The following is a 16424-nucleotide window of genomic DNA, read 5'->3' as shown; positions in this document are numbered from 1 at the left end:
CATCTAGGGCAGGAAACAGGGCCGGTACGTCATCATTTACGTACCGGCCCCGCTGCTTAAGGCTTATATTCCCGCCTCGGGAAAACTCTGAGGGCTTAGATGCCGACCTTGACGATGAGGCCGATGAGGATAATGGAAATCCCCCAGATGAGAGCCAGCACCACGGTGATGCGGTTGAGGTTGCGTTCGGCTACACCGGAGGAACGCATGGACGTGGAAATGCCGCCACCGAACATATCGGAGATTCCGCCGCCCTTGCCTTTGTGCAGCAAGATGGAGAGCGTGAGGAAGATGCTGGTGATGAGCATAAGCACTTCGCAGGTAATGAGCAAAGCTTTCATTTCCAGTCCTTTCGAGTGCTTCGTGCACCCGGAGAGTAATAGAGTCCTTGGTTAGTGTACCTGGTGGAACCGGGCTGCGGGAAATAAAACGTGCGGGGTGGGAAGAATCCCACCCCGCACGCCGGAGCTAGCCGGTATCAACCGATCAGGCCGGAGTTTTCACGCCCCGCCCTTTAGCTATAGCTCTGAGCCGGTATGGCCTTAGCCGCGGAACATCACGATCTTCGCGAATTCTTCCGCCTTGAGGCTGGCGCCGCCCACGAGGGCACCGTCAACATCAGGCTGGGCCATGATTTCCTGGACGTTAGCAGCCTTGACCGACCCGCCGTACTGGATACGAACCGCGGCAGCCGCATCCGCACCGAAGGTTTCTTCGATGCGGGCCCGAATGGCGCCGCAGACTTCCTGGGCGTCTTCCGGGGTGGCTACTTCGCCGGTGCCAATAGCCCAGATGGGCTCGTAGGCGATCACGAGCTTGGCAATATCCGCGGCCTGGAAACCGGCGAAGAGTTCGTCAATCTGGGAGACGACGTACTCCACGTGCCGGCCTTCCTTGCGCACCTCAAGTTCTTCACCGCAGCAGACGATAGGAATCATGCCAGCGCCAAGAACCTTCTGTGCCTTCTGGCCGATGAGTTCATTGCTTTCGCCGTGGTAGGCGCGCCGCTCCGAATGGCCCACAATGACGTAGCTGCACCCGAGCTTGGAAAGCATCGAGGTGGAGATTTCGCCGGTGTAGGCGCCTTCGTCATGTACGGACACATCCTGGGCACCGTAGGCGATGCGCAGCTCATCCGATTCGCACAGGGTCTGGATGGAACGCAGGTCGGTGTAAGGGGCGAAAACCGCCACATCCACATCACCGTAGGTGAAACCGGCGTCGTCCAGGGTCCACGCGACTTTTTGGACAAGGTGGGTAGCCTCAAGATGATCCATATTCATCTTCCAGTTACCCGCCATCAGGGGGGTGCGTGCCATTAACCCTCCAGAACAGCGATGCCGGGCAGGGTCTTACCCTCGAGGAATTCGAGGGAAGCGCCACCGCCGGTGGAAATGTGGTTGAACTTCTCTTCGTCGAAGCCGAGGATGCGCACGGCCGCCGCGGAGTCACCGCCACCAACGATGGTGAAGCCTTCGGCATCCTGCATGGCCTGGGCAACGCCCTTCGTGCCCTCGGCGAAGGCCGGGAATTCGAAGACGCCCATGGGGCCGTTCCAGACGATCGTCTTCGAGGAAGCGATCTTCTCCGCGTATTCGGCCACGGTTTCCGGCCCGATGTCCAGGCCCATGCCGTTGGCGGGCATATCGGAAGCGGAAACGATTTCGGATTCAGCGTCCTTATCGAACTTATCAGCGACGACGACGTCTACCGGCAGGAGCAGCTCCACGCCCTTATTGGACGCCGTCTCCAGGTACTCGCGGGCCTTCTCGATCTGGTCATCTTCGCACAGCGAGGAACCGATCTCATAACCCTTGGCGCGCAGGAAGGTGAAGGCCATGCCGCCACCGATAAGGAGAACATCAGCCTTGTCCAGGAGGTTCTCAATCACGCCGATCTTATCGGACACCTTGGAGCCACCCAGCACCACGGTGTAGGGGCGCTCCGGATCCGCGGTGGCCTTGGACAGTGAATTAATTTCCTTGGCAACAAGCTCACCGGCGGCCGAAGGCAGCAGCTTCGCAATATCGTAAACCGAGGCCTGCTTGCGGTGCACCACACCGAAACCGTCGGAAACGAACACATCGGCCAGCGCGGCGTATTCCTTGGCGAGAGCTTCGCGGTCAGCATCGACCTTCGAGTCTTCGCGCTTGTCGTAACGCACGTTCTGGAGCAGCACGATGTCGCCGTCGTTCAGGGCCTCGATCTTAGCCTTGGCGTCCGGGCCCACGGTATCCTCCGCGAGGGGGACCTCACGGCCGAGCAGTTCGCCCAGGCGCTTGGCTACCGGAGCGAGGGAGAATTCCGGCTTCGGCTCGCCCTTGGGGCGGCCCAGGTGCGCGGAAACGATGACCTTCGCCTTGGCGTCGAGGAGACGCTTAATGGTGGGCAGCGCGGCGCGGATACGGCCGTCATCGGTGATGCGATCCCCGTCCAGCGGAACGTTGAAATCGGAACGAACAAAAACCTTCTTGCCGGTGAGGTCACCGAGCGATTCAATAGTCCTCATATTTTTCCTTTCGCGTAGGGAAGCCCGTGCGCGCTAGCGCACGCACGGGCTTCACATCAGCTCATCGCTTGATCTTTAGAGCTTGCTCGCAACGAGGTTGGCAAGCTTCACGAGGGAAGCGGCGTAGCCGTATTCGTTGTCGTACCAAGCACCGATCTTGACCTGGCCGTCCATCACCTTGGTGAGGCCGGCATCGAAGATGGACTGGTGGTGATCACCGATGATGTCCGAAGAAACGATGGGATCCTCGGTGTAAGCGAGGGTGCCCTTGAGAGCGCCTTCGGAGGCTTCCTTCATCGCGGCGTTGATTTCTTCCACGGTGACATCGGACTTCTCAGCTTCGAAGGTGAGGTCCGTGAGGGAGCCGGTGATGGTGGGGACGCGCACGGCGTAACCATCGAGCTTGCCCTTGAGTTCGGGGAGAACCAGAGCCACGGCCTTGGCCGCACCGGTGGTGGTGGGGACCATGTTCTGCGCGGCCGCGCGGGCGCGACGCAGATCCTTGTGGGGGCCGTCCTGCAGGTTCTGATCCGCGGTGTAAGCGTGGATCGTGGTCATGAGACCCTTCTTGACGCCGAACTTGTCCACGAGGACCTTCGCCACCGGGGCGAGGCAGTTCGTGGTGCAGGAAGCGTTGGAAATAATATTGTGCTTGGCAGGATCGTACTGATCGGAGTTCACGCCGATAACGAAGGTGGCATCTTCACCCTTCGCCGGGGCGGAAATAAGAACCTTCTTGGCGCCGGCTTCGATATGAGCCTGGCAGGCTTCACCGGTGCGGAAGCGGCCGGTGCACTCGAGAACGATGTCAACCTCGAGTTCCTTCCACGGGAGGTTGGCCGGATCCTTTTCAGCAAGAACCTTGATCTTCTTGCCGTCGAGCACGAATCCATCTTCGGTTGCTTCAATCTCCACGGGGAGGCGGCCGCCGGCGGTGTCATACTTCAGCAGGTGGGCGAGAGTCTTGATATCGGTCAGGTCATTGACCGCGACGATCTCGAAATCCGCACCCTCGGCGAGGGCTGCGCGGACAGCGGCACGACCAATACGGCCGAAGCCGTTAATAGCAACGCGTACAGTCACTCTTTATCCTCCTCACGCGCCAGCTAGCGCGTTTCCAACTCGACTTCTTGTCTTTGAGAAGTCCGTCCGAGAACTTCTCTCGGAACCACTCACTATTCTACCGGTCACGTTCGGCTGGGGCTAATGCCAGTTGGAAGGAGCTTGCGAGCTTTGGCACAGAGCGAAACTTGAGAACGGCATAACACGCCCTTAGTCCCATTTTTGACTGTTCTATTTTTCGACGACGGCGAACGCGCTACCGCGCGTTAGGACATTGCCGTGTGCCCTGCCGCCCGCACCGCGGCCATCGTGTCCGGAATGCCCAGCTCCTTGGCCCGCTTATCCGCCATGGAATTCAGCCGACGCAAGCGCCCGGCCACCGCATCTTTCGTGGCGCGCGGGGTGAGTTGCTCCCCGAGCAGGTTGAGGGAATCTTCCGGGTGGGCAATGCGCGCTTCGCCAGCCGCCCGCAAATTCTCCGGGACATCAGTGCCAAGAATTTCAAAAGCTCGCTTGACCCGGATCACCGCGATAACAGCGGCATCGGCACTGCGGCGCATATTTGCGTCGTCGAAATTAGCAAGACGGTTAACCGTGCCGTGGACTTCCCGTTCCACACGTAATTCTTCCCAGCGCAGCACGGCGTCATTGGCGCCCATGCGGGTGAGCATATCGGAGATCGCTTCGCCCCCGCGGATATCGATCCGGTGGGCCCCGCGCGATTCGCGTACCCGGTAGGGAATATCGAGGCGGCGGGCCAGCCCACCCAGTGCGTAGGCCGCCTCGAGGCGCGGGCAAATGATCTCCAGGGAAGCATTGCGCCCGGGTTCCATGAGGGTGCCGCGCGCCAGGAAAGCTCCGCGCCAGGCAGCTCCCGCATCGGCTTTCGAGCCGCCCACCACCGCGGGTGGAAGCCCGCGTACCGGCCGGCCGTGCGCATCAAGGAGCCCGAGTTTCACCGCGATGCGTTCGGTGTTTTCCGAGGAGCGCACCAGGAAACGCTGGCCCTGGCGCATCTGCGAGGAGACCGAGAGAAGTTCGGGTTCCACCGAAAAAAGTTGGCGCACCAGTTCCCACAGGCGCTGCGCGGTGGGGCGGTGGCCCACTTCGGCCACCAGTTCCAGGGTGCGCGAGCGCACGGCCAATCCCCCGCCGTACCGGAACATCGCGGTGAGTTCAGCCAGAGCGGCGGAAAGCGAGGCCGGCGTAACGGTGGCTAGCTCATCTTTCACCGTACGTGTTAACGCGGACACGACTCCCCTTCCTTCGATGGTGGAACCGCTGCTGACCGGGGAATATCCCGGTTGTGGATTCTTCCCCGTGCGGGAGCTTCCGATTTAGGAATCTCCTATGACGCCTTCGAAGGCATCCCGATATGCAGCGGCCAAACGTAGCGCATCGTGACGTGCGCGATTATCGCCCATTCTAACCTGTCGCAGCATGAGAGTGGCCCCGATACCTTCGGCTTCCGCGGCTACTTCACCGATATCGTCCACGCTGCGCGGATCGGCCACCACCACGTCAATGCGCAGATCAGGGGCATGGCGGGCGAAGGAACGGATATGGTCCGCGGCGCTCATCCCCCAGGTTTCGCGCTCGGTACGCAGATTGAGGGCGAGGACTCGGCGGGCCGGGGAGCGTACCAGGGCCGCGTGCAGATCGGGAACCATGAGGTGGGGAATAACCGAGGTGTACCAGGAGCCCGGCCCGAATACGATCCAATCGGCTTCGTCAATAGCGGCGATTGCTTCGGGCTGGGCGGGAGGGTTCTCCGGAATGAGGCTGACGTGCTCCACTTTGCCGCGGGCCGTTGCCACCGCCACCTGACCGCGATAGAGCTGGGGGCCGTCTTCCTCATCAATGACCCGAGCTTCGATTTCCAGCGGAATGGGTGACATAGGCAGCACCCGCCCGTCAATGCGCAGCAGCTGGCCCACCCAGTCGAGGCCGGAAACCGTGCTCCCCAATTGTTCCCACATGGAAACAATAAGAAGGTTCCCCATGGCGTGCCCGTTGAGGGGGCCGTCGGAGGAGAAACGGTATTGGAGAACGTCGCGCCAGGTCTGGCCCCATTCGCCGTCGTCGCATAAGGCAGACAGCGCCATGCGCAAATCTCCGGGCGGAATCACGTTGAATTCATCGCGTAAGCGCCCCGAGGAGCCGCCGTCGTCCGCAACGGTGACCACGGCGGTGATGTTTTGGGTGATGAGTCGCAGGGCCGAAAGTGAGGCGTACAGGCCGTGACCGCCCCCGAGGGCGACGACGCGCGGGCCGCGACTACCGCGCCCGCCCATTATTCGCGCCCCAAATCACGGTGGATGGTGCGCACCGAGTGCCCGGCCGCCCGCAGTGCTTCGGATACCGCTTCCGCGATGGCCACCGAGCGGTGCTTCCCGCCGGTGCAGCCAATGGCAGTGGTGGTGAAGGGTTTGAGCTCGCGGGCGTAGCCGGCCAGGATGGTGTGGATGAGGTGGGAGTACTCGCGCACAAAAGCTTCCGCGCCGTCCTGCTCCAGCACGAAATGAGCCACCGGCTCATCGTGGCCGCTCAGGTGGCGCAGCTCGGAAATCCAGTAGGGATTGGGCAGGAAGCGCACATCGGCCACATTATCCGCGTCCAGCGGCAGGCCGTATTTGAAGCCGAAGGACATAACCGTGACGCGGGTGGCTTCTGTTCCGGAGGTTTCGCCCACGAGGTGGCGGATTTTCCGGGAAAGATCGTGGACGGAAAGGCGCGACGTATCGATCACGGAATCGGCGCGGCTGCGCAGATCCGCGAGGAGTTTACGTTCCGCGGTGATGCCGTCGTAAAGCCGGCCGTGGCCCTGGAGCGGGTGGGGCCGGCGCACGCTTTCGTAGCGGCGTACCAGCGAGGCATCATCGGCATCCAGGAAGATAATGCGGTAATTAATACCACTATTCGTGAGATCGGTGAGGACTTCCAGGAGTTCGGCGAAGAATTCCCGGGAGCGCACATCCACCACCGCGGCCATCCGGGTCACTTTCCCGTTTCCGGAGAGCAGCCCGGCCAGGGCGCTGAGCAGGCGCGGAGGGAGGTTATCTACCACGTACCAGCCGAGGTCCTCCAGGGTGGCAGCCGCTCGGGAGCGCCCCGCGCCGGACATCCCCGTCACAATAATGATCTCCGGGACGTTGGCCGGCGGTAGTTCCGTGCTGCAATCCGCGGCCGGAACGATGGCGGGGATACGGGAAGTATCGTTGATGTCACGCGTGTCACTCATATCTCCATCATGCCACACGGAACGGTCAGCGTTACTCCTCCGGTAATGCTTCCTTAACGGCCCGCCGCGCCCAGTTTGCGCGAGGCCAACCCGTTATTCTTCACCCAGTGCTTCCTTAATGGCTGCCGCGAGTACCGGGCCGATACCCGGTACTTCGGTGAGCTCCTCGATACTGGCCTCCCGGATCCGTTTGACCGAACCGAGCGCGCTCAACAATTTCTTTTGCTTGGCCGGCCCTAGCCCCGGGATGGCATCGAGCGCGGAGCGGGTCATCGCCTGGCCGCGTTTCTTGCGGTGGAAAGTAATGGCGAAGCGATGCGATTCATCGCGTAGCTGCTGGAGCAGGCGCAGCGCGGGCGAGGTACGCGGGAAAATAACCGGGAACTCCTCCCCCGGAATCCACACTTCTTCCAGGCGTTTGGCCAGGCCCACCACCCGCACATCGGCGCCGAGCTCATCAACCACCCGCTGGGCGGCATTGACTTGCGGGAGCCCACCGTCCACCACGAGGAGGTCGGGGCGGTAGGCGAAACGGCGCGGGGCAGCGGTGGGTGCACCTTCGTCTTCCACGCCGCCGGCATCGGCGGCGTGCGCGTCGTCGTCGTTCAAACGGCGCAGCCGGCGGCGCAGCACTTCGTCCATCGCGGCGGTATCATCACGGGCCCCCTGCCCTTCCGGCCCGCGCACAATGAAATGACGGTAATCGGAGGTTTTCTTCAGGCCGTCTTCGAAGACCACCATGGAGCCAACCTGCTGGTGGCCCTGGGTATGGGAAATATCGTAGCCTTCGATGCGCAACGGGGCGCGATCCAAATCCAGGCCGATGCGCAGCTCTTCCAGGGCTTGGGAACGCACCGTAATATCGGCGGCCCGCGCCAGCTTGTTACGGTCGAAAGCCTGCTTGGCATTCGCGTGCACGGTATCCGCCAGCTGGGCTTTGGGCCCGCGCTGGGGGCGCTTGAGGTGGACCGGCCCGCCGCGCCGCTGTGCGAGCCAGCGTTCCAGCCCGGCCCGATCCGAGGGGAAAACCGGCACCCAAATCTCCCCCGGGATGGCCCCGGGCGGTACGTGATCCCGGTCATCAACGGAGGTTCCGGCCCGCACGGTGCGGTCTCCCTGGGTCCCCACCCCGCGATAGGAGTCATATTCGGGATTGCCGTAAATATGGAGGAGCAGCGCGTTGATAATATCGGCCGGTTCGGTGCCTTCGGTTTCTGTTACCCAGCCGCGCTGCCCGCGGATTCGCCCGCCGCGCACGTAAAAAACCTGGACCGAGGCATCAATTTCATCGGATTCCAGCCCGATAATATCGGCGTTGAGATTGGAATCGAAGACCACAACATTGCGTTCGGTTGCGGTTTTCATCGCGGTGATTTCATCGCGTAGTTTCGCGGCGCGTTCGAAGTCTTCCACGGCAGCTGCTTTTTTCATCTCCGCGGTGCGGGCGCGAATAAAATCGCTGCCGTCCGATTCCATGAATTTTACGAATTCTTCGGCGACGGCGCGATTCTCCGCCGCGCTCACCAGCCCGGCGCAGGCCCCGTTGCACAGCCCGATATGGGTGTTAAAGCAGGGTTTCCCGGTGCGCTGCCCTCGCCGAAATTCCGCATCGGAACACGAGCGCATAGTGAAGACGGGAAGCAGGGCGTCCAGCACTTTTCGGATCGCCCACACCTTGGTGTACGGCCCGAAGTGCAGGGTGCCTTTGCGGTGCTTTTCCCGGGTGATATAGGCGCGCGGGAACTCCTCCCCCAGGGAAACCGCCAGGTAGGGATAGGACTTATTATCCCGAAACATCACGTTGAAGGGCGGTTCGAATTCCTTAATCCAGGAGTATTCCAGGGTGAGGGCCTCGATTTCACTACCCACCACCACCCACACCACATTGGTGGCGGTATGCACCATGGTGCGGATACGCGGGATGAGGCGTTCGGGCGGCTGGAAATAATTCTGGAGCCGGTTGCGTAGATTCTTCGCTTTCCCGACGTAAAGAATGCGCCCTTCACCGTCCACGAAACGGTAGACGCCCGGGTCGGTGGGAATGGACGACGGCGCCGGGCGGTAGCTGCGTGGATCAGCCACGGCTGGTCACCTCCTCGTCTCCTCCAGGAGGGGGCGGAGGAATTGCCCGGTATAGGATTCGGGCACCGCGGCGATCTGTTCCGGGGTTCCAGTGGCGACGACGGTACCCCCGCCGGCGCCTCCTTCCGGCCCCATGTCAATAACCCAATCCGCGCATTTAATGACATCGAGATTGTGCTCGATAACAATAACGGTATTGCCTTTATCCACGAGGGATTGCAGCACCAGGAGGAGCTTGCGAATATCCTCAAAATGCAGGCCCGTAGTGGGCTCATCCAGGATGTAGACAGTGCGGCCACTGGAGCGGCGGTGCAATTCCGAAGCGAGCTTGACGCGTTGGGCTTCCCCGCCGGAAAGCGTGGTTGCCGACTGCCCCAAACGCACGTAGCCCAGGCCCACCCGTTCCAGGGTGGTGAGATAGCGGGTGATATTCGTGATGGGATCGAAGAATTCCGCGGCCTCGTGAATGGTCATATTAAGAACTTCAGAGACGTTCTTCCCGCGGTACTTCACTTCCAGGGTTTCCCGGTTGTAACGGGTGCCGTGACAGACCTCGCAGGGCACATACACATCGGGGAGGAAGTTCATCTCAATTTTCACGGTGCCATCGCCCTTGCAAGCTTCGCAGCGGCCACCCTTAACGTTAAAGGAGAAGCGCCCCGGGCCGTAGCCGCGCACCTTCGCCTCCTGGGTTTGGGCGAAGAGCTGGCGCACTTTATCCCATACCCCGGTGTAGGTGGCCGGATTCGAGCGCGGGGTGCGCCCGATGGGTGACTGATCCACGTGCACGACCTTATCGAGCTCCCCGGCCCCGGTGACCTCCCGGTGGCGCCCCGGAACGGTATGCGCACCGTTGAGCTGGTTAGCCAAGGAACGGTAAAGAATCTGGTTAACGAGGGTGGATTTCCCGGAGCCGGACACCCCGGTTACCGCGATAAAGGTAGAGAGGGGGAAAGACACCTCCACGTTTTTGAGGTTATTTTCCCGTGCGCCCCGCACCGTGATTTTCCGCTGCGGATCAACAGTGCGCCGCTGCTGCGGCGTCGTTATGGCACGTTTCCCGGATAGATATGCACCGGTCACGGATTCTTCGCAAGCGCTCAAGCCCGCAACATCTCCGGCGTAGACAACGTGCCCCCCGAATTCTCCCGCACCCGGGCCGATATCAATAACGTAATCGGCGGTGCGAATCGTTTCTTCATCGTGTTCGACGACGATCAGGGTATTCCCCAGGTCGCGGAGCTTGACGAGGGTGCCGATGAGTTTTTCGTTATCGCGCTGGTGGAGGCCGATAGACGGTTCGTCGAGGACGTAGAGCACGCCCACCAGGCCGGAACCGATCTGGGTGGCGAGGCGGATACGCTGGGCTTCCCCGCCCGAAAGCGTGGAGGCGCCCCGCGCCAGGGTGAGGTAGGACAGCCCCACATCCACGAGGAATCCCATCCGTACCTGGATTTCACGCAGTACCTGCGCGGCGATCTGGGCTTGGCGCGCATCGAGTTCCACGGAATCGAGGAAGGCTTTGGCATCGTCGATGGCGAGGGAGCACAGCTCGAAAATATTGAGGTCTCCAATGCGCACCGCCAGCACATCCGGCTTGAGGCGGGCACCGTGGCAGGCCGAGCAGGCAATTTCCCGCATATAGCCTTCGTAACGTTCCTTCGACCAGCTGGATTCGGTTTCCCCATGCTTGCGTTTGACGTAGCCGAGGACCCCCTCGAAGCCGGTGGCATAGGTTTTTTCCCGGCCCCAGCGATTGCGGTACTTGACGGTGACCTTGTAGTTATTGCCTTCCAGCAGGGCCTTCCGCGCTTTCTTGGGCAGGTCCTTCCAGGGGGTATCCACATCGAAGCCAAGTTCCTCCCCCAGGGCTTCCATCTGGCGGGTGAAGAAATCCTGGTGGCTCGTCCACGGGGCAATGGCGCCCTCCCGGAGGGTTTTCTCCGGATGCGGGACCACCAGATCCGGATCCACTTCCAGGGTGGAACCCAGGCCATCGCAAGCCGGGCAGGCCCCGTAGGGAGCGTTAAAAGAGAAGGTGCGCGGTTCGATTTCTTCCAGGGCGAGGGCGTGCCCGTTCGGGCAGGAACGGTGCTCGGAAAAACGCCGGGAGCGTTCTTCGCCTTCGGCCGCGTCCACGAATTCCACCACCATGAGCCCGGAGGAGAGTCCGAGAGCCTGTTCTACCGAATCGGTGAGGCGGCTGGTGATGCCTTCGCGTACCACGAGGCGATCAACAACGACGTCGATATTGTGGCGCAGTTTCTTATCGAGGCTGGGCGGGTTATCCAGGCGGATATCTTCGCTATCGACCCGGGCGCGGGTGTAGCCGGCCTGGGCGAGATCCGTGAACACATCCGCGTATTCGCCCTTGCGGTCACGTACCACCGGGGCAAGGATCTGGAAACGGGTACCTTCCGGGTAGGTGAGGAGGGTATCCACGATTTGCTGGGCACTTTGGGCGGTGATTTTCGCGCCGCATTCCGGGCAGTACTGTACCCCGGCCCGCGCGTAGAGCAAACGCAGGTAGTCATAGACTTCCGTAACCGTGCCCACCGTGGAGCGCGGGTTACGGTTGGTGGATTTCTGATCGATGGAGACCGCCGGGGACAGCCCTTCAATGAGGTCCACATCTGGTTTATCCATCTGGCCGAGGAACATGCGAGCGTAGGAGCTCAGCGATTCCACGTAGCGGCGCTGCCCTTCGGCAAAAATGGTGTCAAAAGCCAGGGAGGATTTACCGGAGCCCGAAAGCCCGGTAAAGACAACGAGTTGATCGCGGGGAATATCCACCGTGATATTACGGAGGTTATTTTCCCGCGCGCCCTGAACATGGATAACATCACTCACCCGGCCAAGCTTACACGGTTGAACACAGGTTCGATAACCGGATGGTGCAATGTTCACGCTAGGCTGGTTCCCATGGCAACTAACCGAGCACGTCTCCTCCGCTACCGGCCCGATCCCCTGGTGGCCGGCATTATCCTCGCGATGATCGCCGGGCTTCTTATTCCGGCGCCCAGTGCGGTCCGGGCATATCTAGGTACGGTTTCCGACCTCGCGGTGGCCTGCGTTTTTCTGGTATACGGGATGCGACTGCGCACCCGGGATGTGCTGGCCGGGCTGCGTAATATTAAACTCCAGGGCCTGGTGTTCCTGTGCACCTACCTCATTTTCCCGCTTCTCGGTTTCGCCCTGGGCCACCTGGTGGCGCCTTTCCTGGGCCCGGCATTCGCCCTCGGTTTCCTCTACCTGGCGCTACTGCCGTCTACCATCCAATCTTCGGTCACGATGGTGTCCATTGCCCGTGGGAATGTGGCCGCTGCCGTCACTTCCGCTACCGTCTCCAATATTGCCGGGATTTTCCTCACCCCGCTGCTCGTGCTGCTTTTCCTGCACGTGGAGGGAGCTTCGGCCGGATCTATTAATTCGGTGCTCCTCAAGCTACTCCTCCCCTTTATTATCGGGCAGTGCCTCCAGCCCTGGGTGGGTACCTGGTTCCGGGCTCACCCGCGGCTAGTGCGTACGGTGGATAACACCTCGATTATCCTCATCGTGCTCTCCTCCGTGCTCAATGCCACCGCGGAAGGCGCCTGGGCGGGAGTGACGCTCTGGACGATCCTCGGCCTGCTTGCCCTGTGCTGCGTGCTGCTAGCCGCCATGCTTTCGATTACCTGGTGGCTCGGGGGCCTGGCTCGGATGACCTTGGAGGATCGCATCGTGGTGCTCATGTGCGGTTCGAAGAAATCATTGGCAACGGGGCTCCCGATGGCCAAGGCACTATTCTCCCCGGCCACGGTCGCCCCGCTGTCCGTCCCGGTGGTTATTTTCCACCAGCTACAAATTTTTGTGTGCGCGATTCTGGCTCGCCACCTGGCACGGCGCAGCGCCGATTAGTGCGGCGCCACAGCAATGAGCACGGCGCAGCGCCGATTAACGGGCGCTCAGCCAATCAGTTAGCACTAGCGCCTCGCGCTATCGGCACGCACCCCTTAGTTTGCGCCGCCAGCTGCGCCGTCGTCGTTCTTCTCCTTACGCGCGAGAGAACGCGAGCGCAGCAGGGACGCCACCACCGTCACCACAATAATGACCACGATGACGAGCAGCGAGCTCAGCGGCGTGAACTCGAAGAAGCCGGTGGCAATATCGTAATGATGCAGGGCTTCGAAAATGAGTTTGAAGCCGATGAAGGCGAGGATCGCGGCCAGGCCGAAGTGCAGGTACACGAGGCGTTCGAGCAGGCCATCGACCAGGAAGAACATCTGGCGCAGGCCCATGAGCGCAAAGGCATTCGCCGCGAAAATAATGAAAGGTTCGGTGGTGAAACCGAAGGAGGCCGGGATGGAATCGAGGGCGAACATGAGGTCGATCCCGCCGATGGCGATAATGCACAGCAGCAGCGGGGTGATATAGCGCTTGCCGCCGCGCTTCACGATGTAGTGGTCGCCGTGGTAATCCTCGGCGACCGGGAGGGTGCGGCGCGCCAGGCGTACGAAGAAGTTATCGGCTTCCTCGCCCGTCGGTTCGCTTTCCGAGAGCCCTTCTTTGACCTGCGAGAATGCGGTCCACAGCAGGAAGGCACCGAAGAGGAAGAAGGACCAGGCCAGGGATTCCACAATAACCTTGCCCAGCACGATGAAAATGAAGCGCAGGCACAGCGCAATAACAATGCCCCAGAACAGCACTTTTTGCTGGAGGGCCCGGGGCACCGCGAAGGAACCCATAATAATAATGAAGACGAAGATATTATCGACGGAAAGTGAATATTCCACGCCCCAGACGCTGAAGAATTGCAATCCGAAGGTATCCCCGTGGCGCCACCACAGGTATCCGCCCAGGCAGACGGCCAGGAAAATATAGAACAGCAGGAAACCGGCCGATTCTTTCATGCTGGGCTCGTGCGGTTTGCGCACGTGGGACAGCAGATCAAAGGCGAAAATACCGATAACGACGACGAACAGCAGAATCCACTCGGCCAAATGGACCGACATCTGCTCGGGCGTGCTCGTCAACGGCAGCACACCCGTGGCGTATGAAAGCATAAATACCCTCCGGATGGAATGACCGGAGGTCTCTCCCCACCCGCCGGGCGCGCGGCCGCGGCAGGTCTCCGATCCGGACGACCCGGGTGGGTCTCGTGCTGACGAATCGGTGGTTGATGGGAATACTCCCCTCCACGAGTGCACACTTTACACGATGGGGAGCACCGCCGAGCCGTGTTTCATATGTGGCTTGTGTGCCGTGCGCGGTGCGCACAGGCGGACGCGCGGCTTCCGCGTGCCTCCGGTGCCGCTCCCGTGCAGCCGTTTTATTTTTGGGCCTGCTGGGAATGCCACAGCTCGCTTTTCAGATCCTTGATCTCATCGCGGTAGCGCGCCGCGAGCTCAAATTGGAGCTGTTCGGCGGCCGCGTGCATCTGCGCGGTGAGCTCGGTAATGAGTTCGCGCAGCTCTTTCCCGCCCTGCGCGCGGGCAATTTCCGCTTCCGAAGCGCGGGCCCGGGCATGCGCGGGTTCCTGGCGATACCCGCCGGCAAGGAGCTGTTCGGTATCCACATCCCCGCGGGCCAGCATATCGGTCACATCCGCGATGCGTTTGCGCAGCGGTTGCGGATCGATACCGTGTTCGCGGTTGTAGGCGAGCTGCTTCTCCCGGCGCCGATTCGTTTCATCAATAGCCTGCTGCATATTCGGGGTGATGCTATCCCCGTACATATGCACTTCCCCGGAAACGTTACGGGCCGCGCGCCCGATGGTCTGAATAAGCGAGGTGGTGGATCGCAAAAAGCCCTGCTTATCGGCGTCGAGAATCGCCACGAGCGAGACTTCCGGAAGATCTAGCCCCTCGCGCAGCAGGTTAATACCCACGAGCACATCGAATTTCCCGAGCCGCAGCTCCCGCAGCAGCTCCACGCGGCGCAGGGTATCCACATCCGAATGCAGGTACTCCACCCGCACTCCGCAATCCGCCAGGTACGCGGTGAGATCCTCAGCCATTTTCTTCGTCAGCGTGGTGACGAGCACCCGCTCATCACGTTCGGCCCGCACCCGCACTTCTTCGAGCAAATCATCGATCTGCCCTTCGGTGGGCTTGACTTTAATAAGGGGATCAACCAAACCGGTGGGTCGAATAATTTGTTCGACGACGCCGTCCGCTTGGCCAAGTTCATATTTGCCAGGCGTTGCGGATAAGTACACGGTTTGGCCAATACGGTCGAGGAATTCCTCCCATTTGAGGGGGCGGTTATCCATGGCGGAGGGCAACCGGAAGCCGTATTCCACCAGGGTGCGTTTGCGGGACATATCCCCTTCGTACATGGCCCCAATCTGGGGAACAGTCACATGGGATTCATCGAGGATAAGGAGGAAATCGTCCGGGAAATAATCGAGGAGGGTATTCGGGGCGGTGCCCGGGCCGCGCCCGTCAATATGCCGCGAATAGTTTTCAATACCGGACGTTGTTCCGATATTGCGCATCATCTCTATATCGTAGCTGGTGCGCATTTCCAAGCGCTGCGCCTCAAGGAGCTTGTTATGGGCGCGCAGATACTCCAGGCGTTCGGCCAGTTCTTCCTCAATGGATCGAATAGCGCGTTCCATCCGCTCGGGGCCGGCCACGTAGTGGGAAGCCGGGAATACATGCGCGGTATCGGTGCGTTGGATAACATCCCCGGTGAGCGGGTGGAGAAGAGAAATCCCGTCAATCTCATCGCCGAAGAATTCAATGCGGATAGCCAGCTCTTCGTAGACGGGGATAATCTCCACGGTATCGCCCCGCACCCGGAAGGTGCCGCGGGTGAAGGCAATATCGTTACGGGTGTACTGCATGGATACGAAGGTGCGCAGCAGCTCATCGCGATCCAGTTGTTGGCCCACGTGGAGTTGCACCATGCGGTCAACATATTCCTGCGGAGTGCCCAGGCCGTAAATGCAGGAAACAGAGGCCACCACCACGGTGTCCCGCCGGGTGAGGAGCGAATTGGTAGCCGAATGGCGCAGCCGCTCCACCTCATCATTAATGGAGGAATCTTTTTCAATAAAGGTATCGGTTTGGGGAACGTAGGCTTCGGGCTGGTAGTAATCGTAATAGGAAACAAAGTATTCCACCGCGTTATTGGGCATGAGTTCGCGGAATTCCGCTGCCATTTGCGCGGCCAGGGTTTTATTTGGCTCCATAATGAGGGTGGGGCGCTGCACCTGTTCGATAAGCCAAGCGGTAGTGGCGGATTTTCCGGTACCGGTGGCTCCCAGCAGCACCACGTCCTTTTCGCCGTCGTTAATGCGGCGGGTGAGTTCGGCAATCGCGGCGGGCTGATCACCCGAGGGGCGATACTCGGAAATAACTTCAAAAGGCTTATCGCTGCGCACAATCTCAGAATCAAGAGCCATAGTGGCGAGCTTACTAGCCAAGTCCCGGATTGCGGTATGAAATACGCCAGTGGCCGGATAACGGCCCGAAGAAATTCGGGACGGTATCCGGCCACTGGGCGCCGTCGTCGTAACAAACGACTATCGGTTGCTTTCAGCTACGT

Annotated in this window: 12 protein-coding genes; 1 reads left to right on the top strand and 11 read right to left on the bottom strand. The window is 60.8% G+C overall.

The features are described 5' to 3' along the window. Positions 1-95 precede the first annotated feature (95 nt). The 9 genes from secG to uvrA all read right to left on the bottom strand — a co-directional run bounded on the left by secG (position 96) and on the right by uvrA (position 11744). Positions 96-341, bottom strand: coding sequence for a preprotein translocase subunit SecG (gene secG, locus QP305_RS00375; protein ID WP_016442760.1), 246 nt, complete (start codon positions 339-341; stop codon positions 96-98). Between the two features lie 201 nt (positions 342-542). Then, entirely contained in the window at positions 543-1319 is a 777-nt protein-coding gene (gene tpiA / locus QP305_RS00370; RefSeq protein ID WP_284903253.1) for a triose-phosphate isomerase, read from the bottom strand. After that, a complete protein-coding gene (locus QP305_RS00365; RefSeq protein WP_284903251.1) occupies positions 1319-2509 on the bottom strand; it encodes a phosphoglycerate kinase in 1191 nt (396 codons plus the stop codon). The genes tpiA and QP305_RS00365 overlap by 1 nt, the downstream gene beginning before the upstream one ends. A gap of 75 nt (positions 2510-2584) precedes the next feature. Continuing rightward, positions 2585-3592 carry a type I glyceraldehyde-3-phosphate dehydrogenase gene (gene gap, locus QP305_RS00360; protein WP_026429334.1) on the bottom strand — a complete coding sequence of 336 codons (1008 nt, stop codon included), beginning with the start codon at positions 3590-3592 and terminating at the stop codon, positions 2585-2587. Between the two features lie 245 nt (positions 3593-3837). Further along, the gene (gene whiA, locus QP305_RS00355) at positions 3838-4824 is read right to left on the bottom strand and encodes a DNA-binding protein WhiA (protein ID WP_087070770.1); all 987 of its coding nucleotides are present in this window, start codon (positions 4822-4824) and stop codon (positions 3838-3840) included. 84 nt (positions 4825-4908) lie between these two features. Continuing rightward, on the bottom strand, positions 4909-5865 hold the full coding sequence (locus QP305_RS00350; protein WP_284903250.1) for a gluconeogenesis factor YvcK family protein: 957 nt from the start codon (positions 5863-5865) through the stop codon (positions 4909-4911). Further along, positions 5865-6812: an RNase adapter RapZ gene (gene rapZ / locus QP305_RS00345; RefSeq protein WP_284903248.1), complete on the bottom strand. Its 948-nt coding sequence runs from the start codon at positions 6810-6812 to the stop codon at positions 5865-5867. The genes QP305_RS00350 and rapZ overlap by 1 nt, the downstream gene beginning before the upstream one ends. Positions 6813-6905: 93 nt before the next feature. After that, positions 6906-8894, bottom strand: coding sequence for an excinuclease ABC subunit UvrC (uvrC, locus tag QP305_RS00340; protein ID WP_284903247.1), 1989 nt, complete (start codon positions 8892-8894; stop codon positions 6906-6908). A 6-nt stretch (positions 8895-8900) separates the two neighbouring features. Continuing rightward, the gene (gene uvrA, locus QP305_RS00335; RefSeq protein ID WP_284903246.1) at positions 8901-11744 is read right to left on the bottom strand and encodes an excinuclease ABC subunit UvrA; all 2844 of its coding nucleotides are present in this window, start codon (positions 11742-11744) and stop codon (positions 8901-8903) included. A 72-nt stretch (positions 11745-11816) separates the two neighbouring features. On the opposite strand from uvrA, the gene QP305_RS00330 reads away from it, so the two are divergent. Continuing rightward, a complete protein-coding gene (locus QP305_RS00330; RefSeq protein WP_284903245.1) occupies positions 11817-12791 on the top strand; it encodes a bile acid:sodium symporter family protein in 975 nt (324 codons plus the stop codon). 95 nt (positions 12792-12886) lie between these two features. Here QP305_RS00330 and QP305_RS00325 read toward each other — a convergent pair whose 3' ends face one another. Continuing rightward, positions 12887-13885, bottom strand: a complete 999-nt coding sequence (locus QP305_RS00325; RefSeq protein ID WP_284903243.1) for a TerC/Alx family metal homeostasis membrane protein — start codon at positions 13883-13885, stop codon at positions 12887-12889. Between the two features lie 317 nt (positions 13886-14202). Continuing rightward, positions 14203-16281, bottom strand: coding sequence for an excinuclease ABC subunit UvrB (uvrB, locus tag QP305_RS00320; RefSeq protein ID WP_284903241.1), 2079 nt, complete (start codon positions 16279-16281; stop codon positions 14203-14205). Between the last annotated feature and the right edge of the window lie 143 nt (positions 16282-16424).

This window comes from Actinotignum timonense (genome assembly GCF_030216305.1).
GTDB classification, from domain to species: domain Bacteria; phylum Actinomycetota; class Actinomycetes; order Actinomycetales; family Actinomycetaceae; genus Actinotignum; species Actinotignum timonense_A.
The sequence above is the reverse complement of the archived record's forward strand: the minus strand, read 5'-3'. Positions and strand labels throughout refer to the sequence as shown.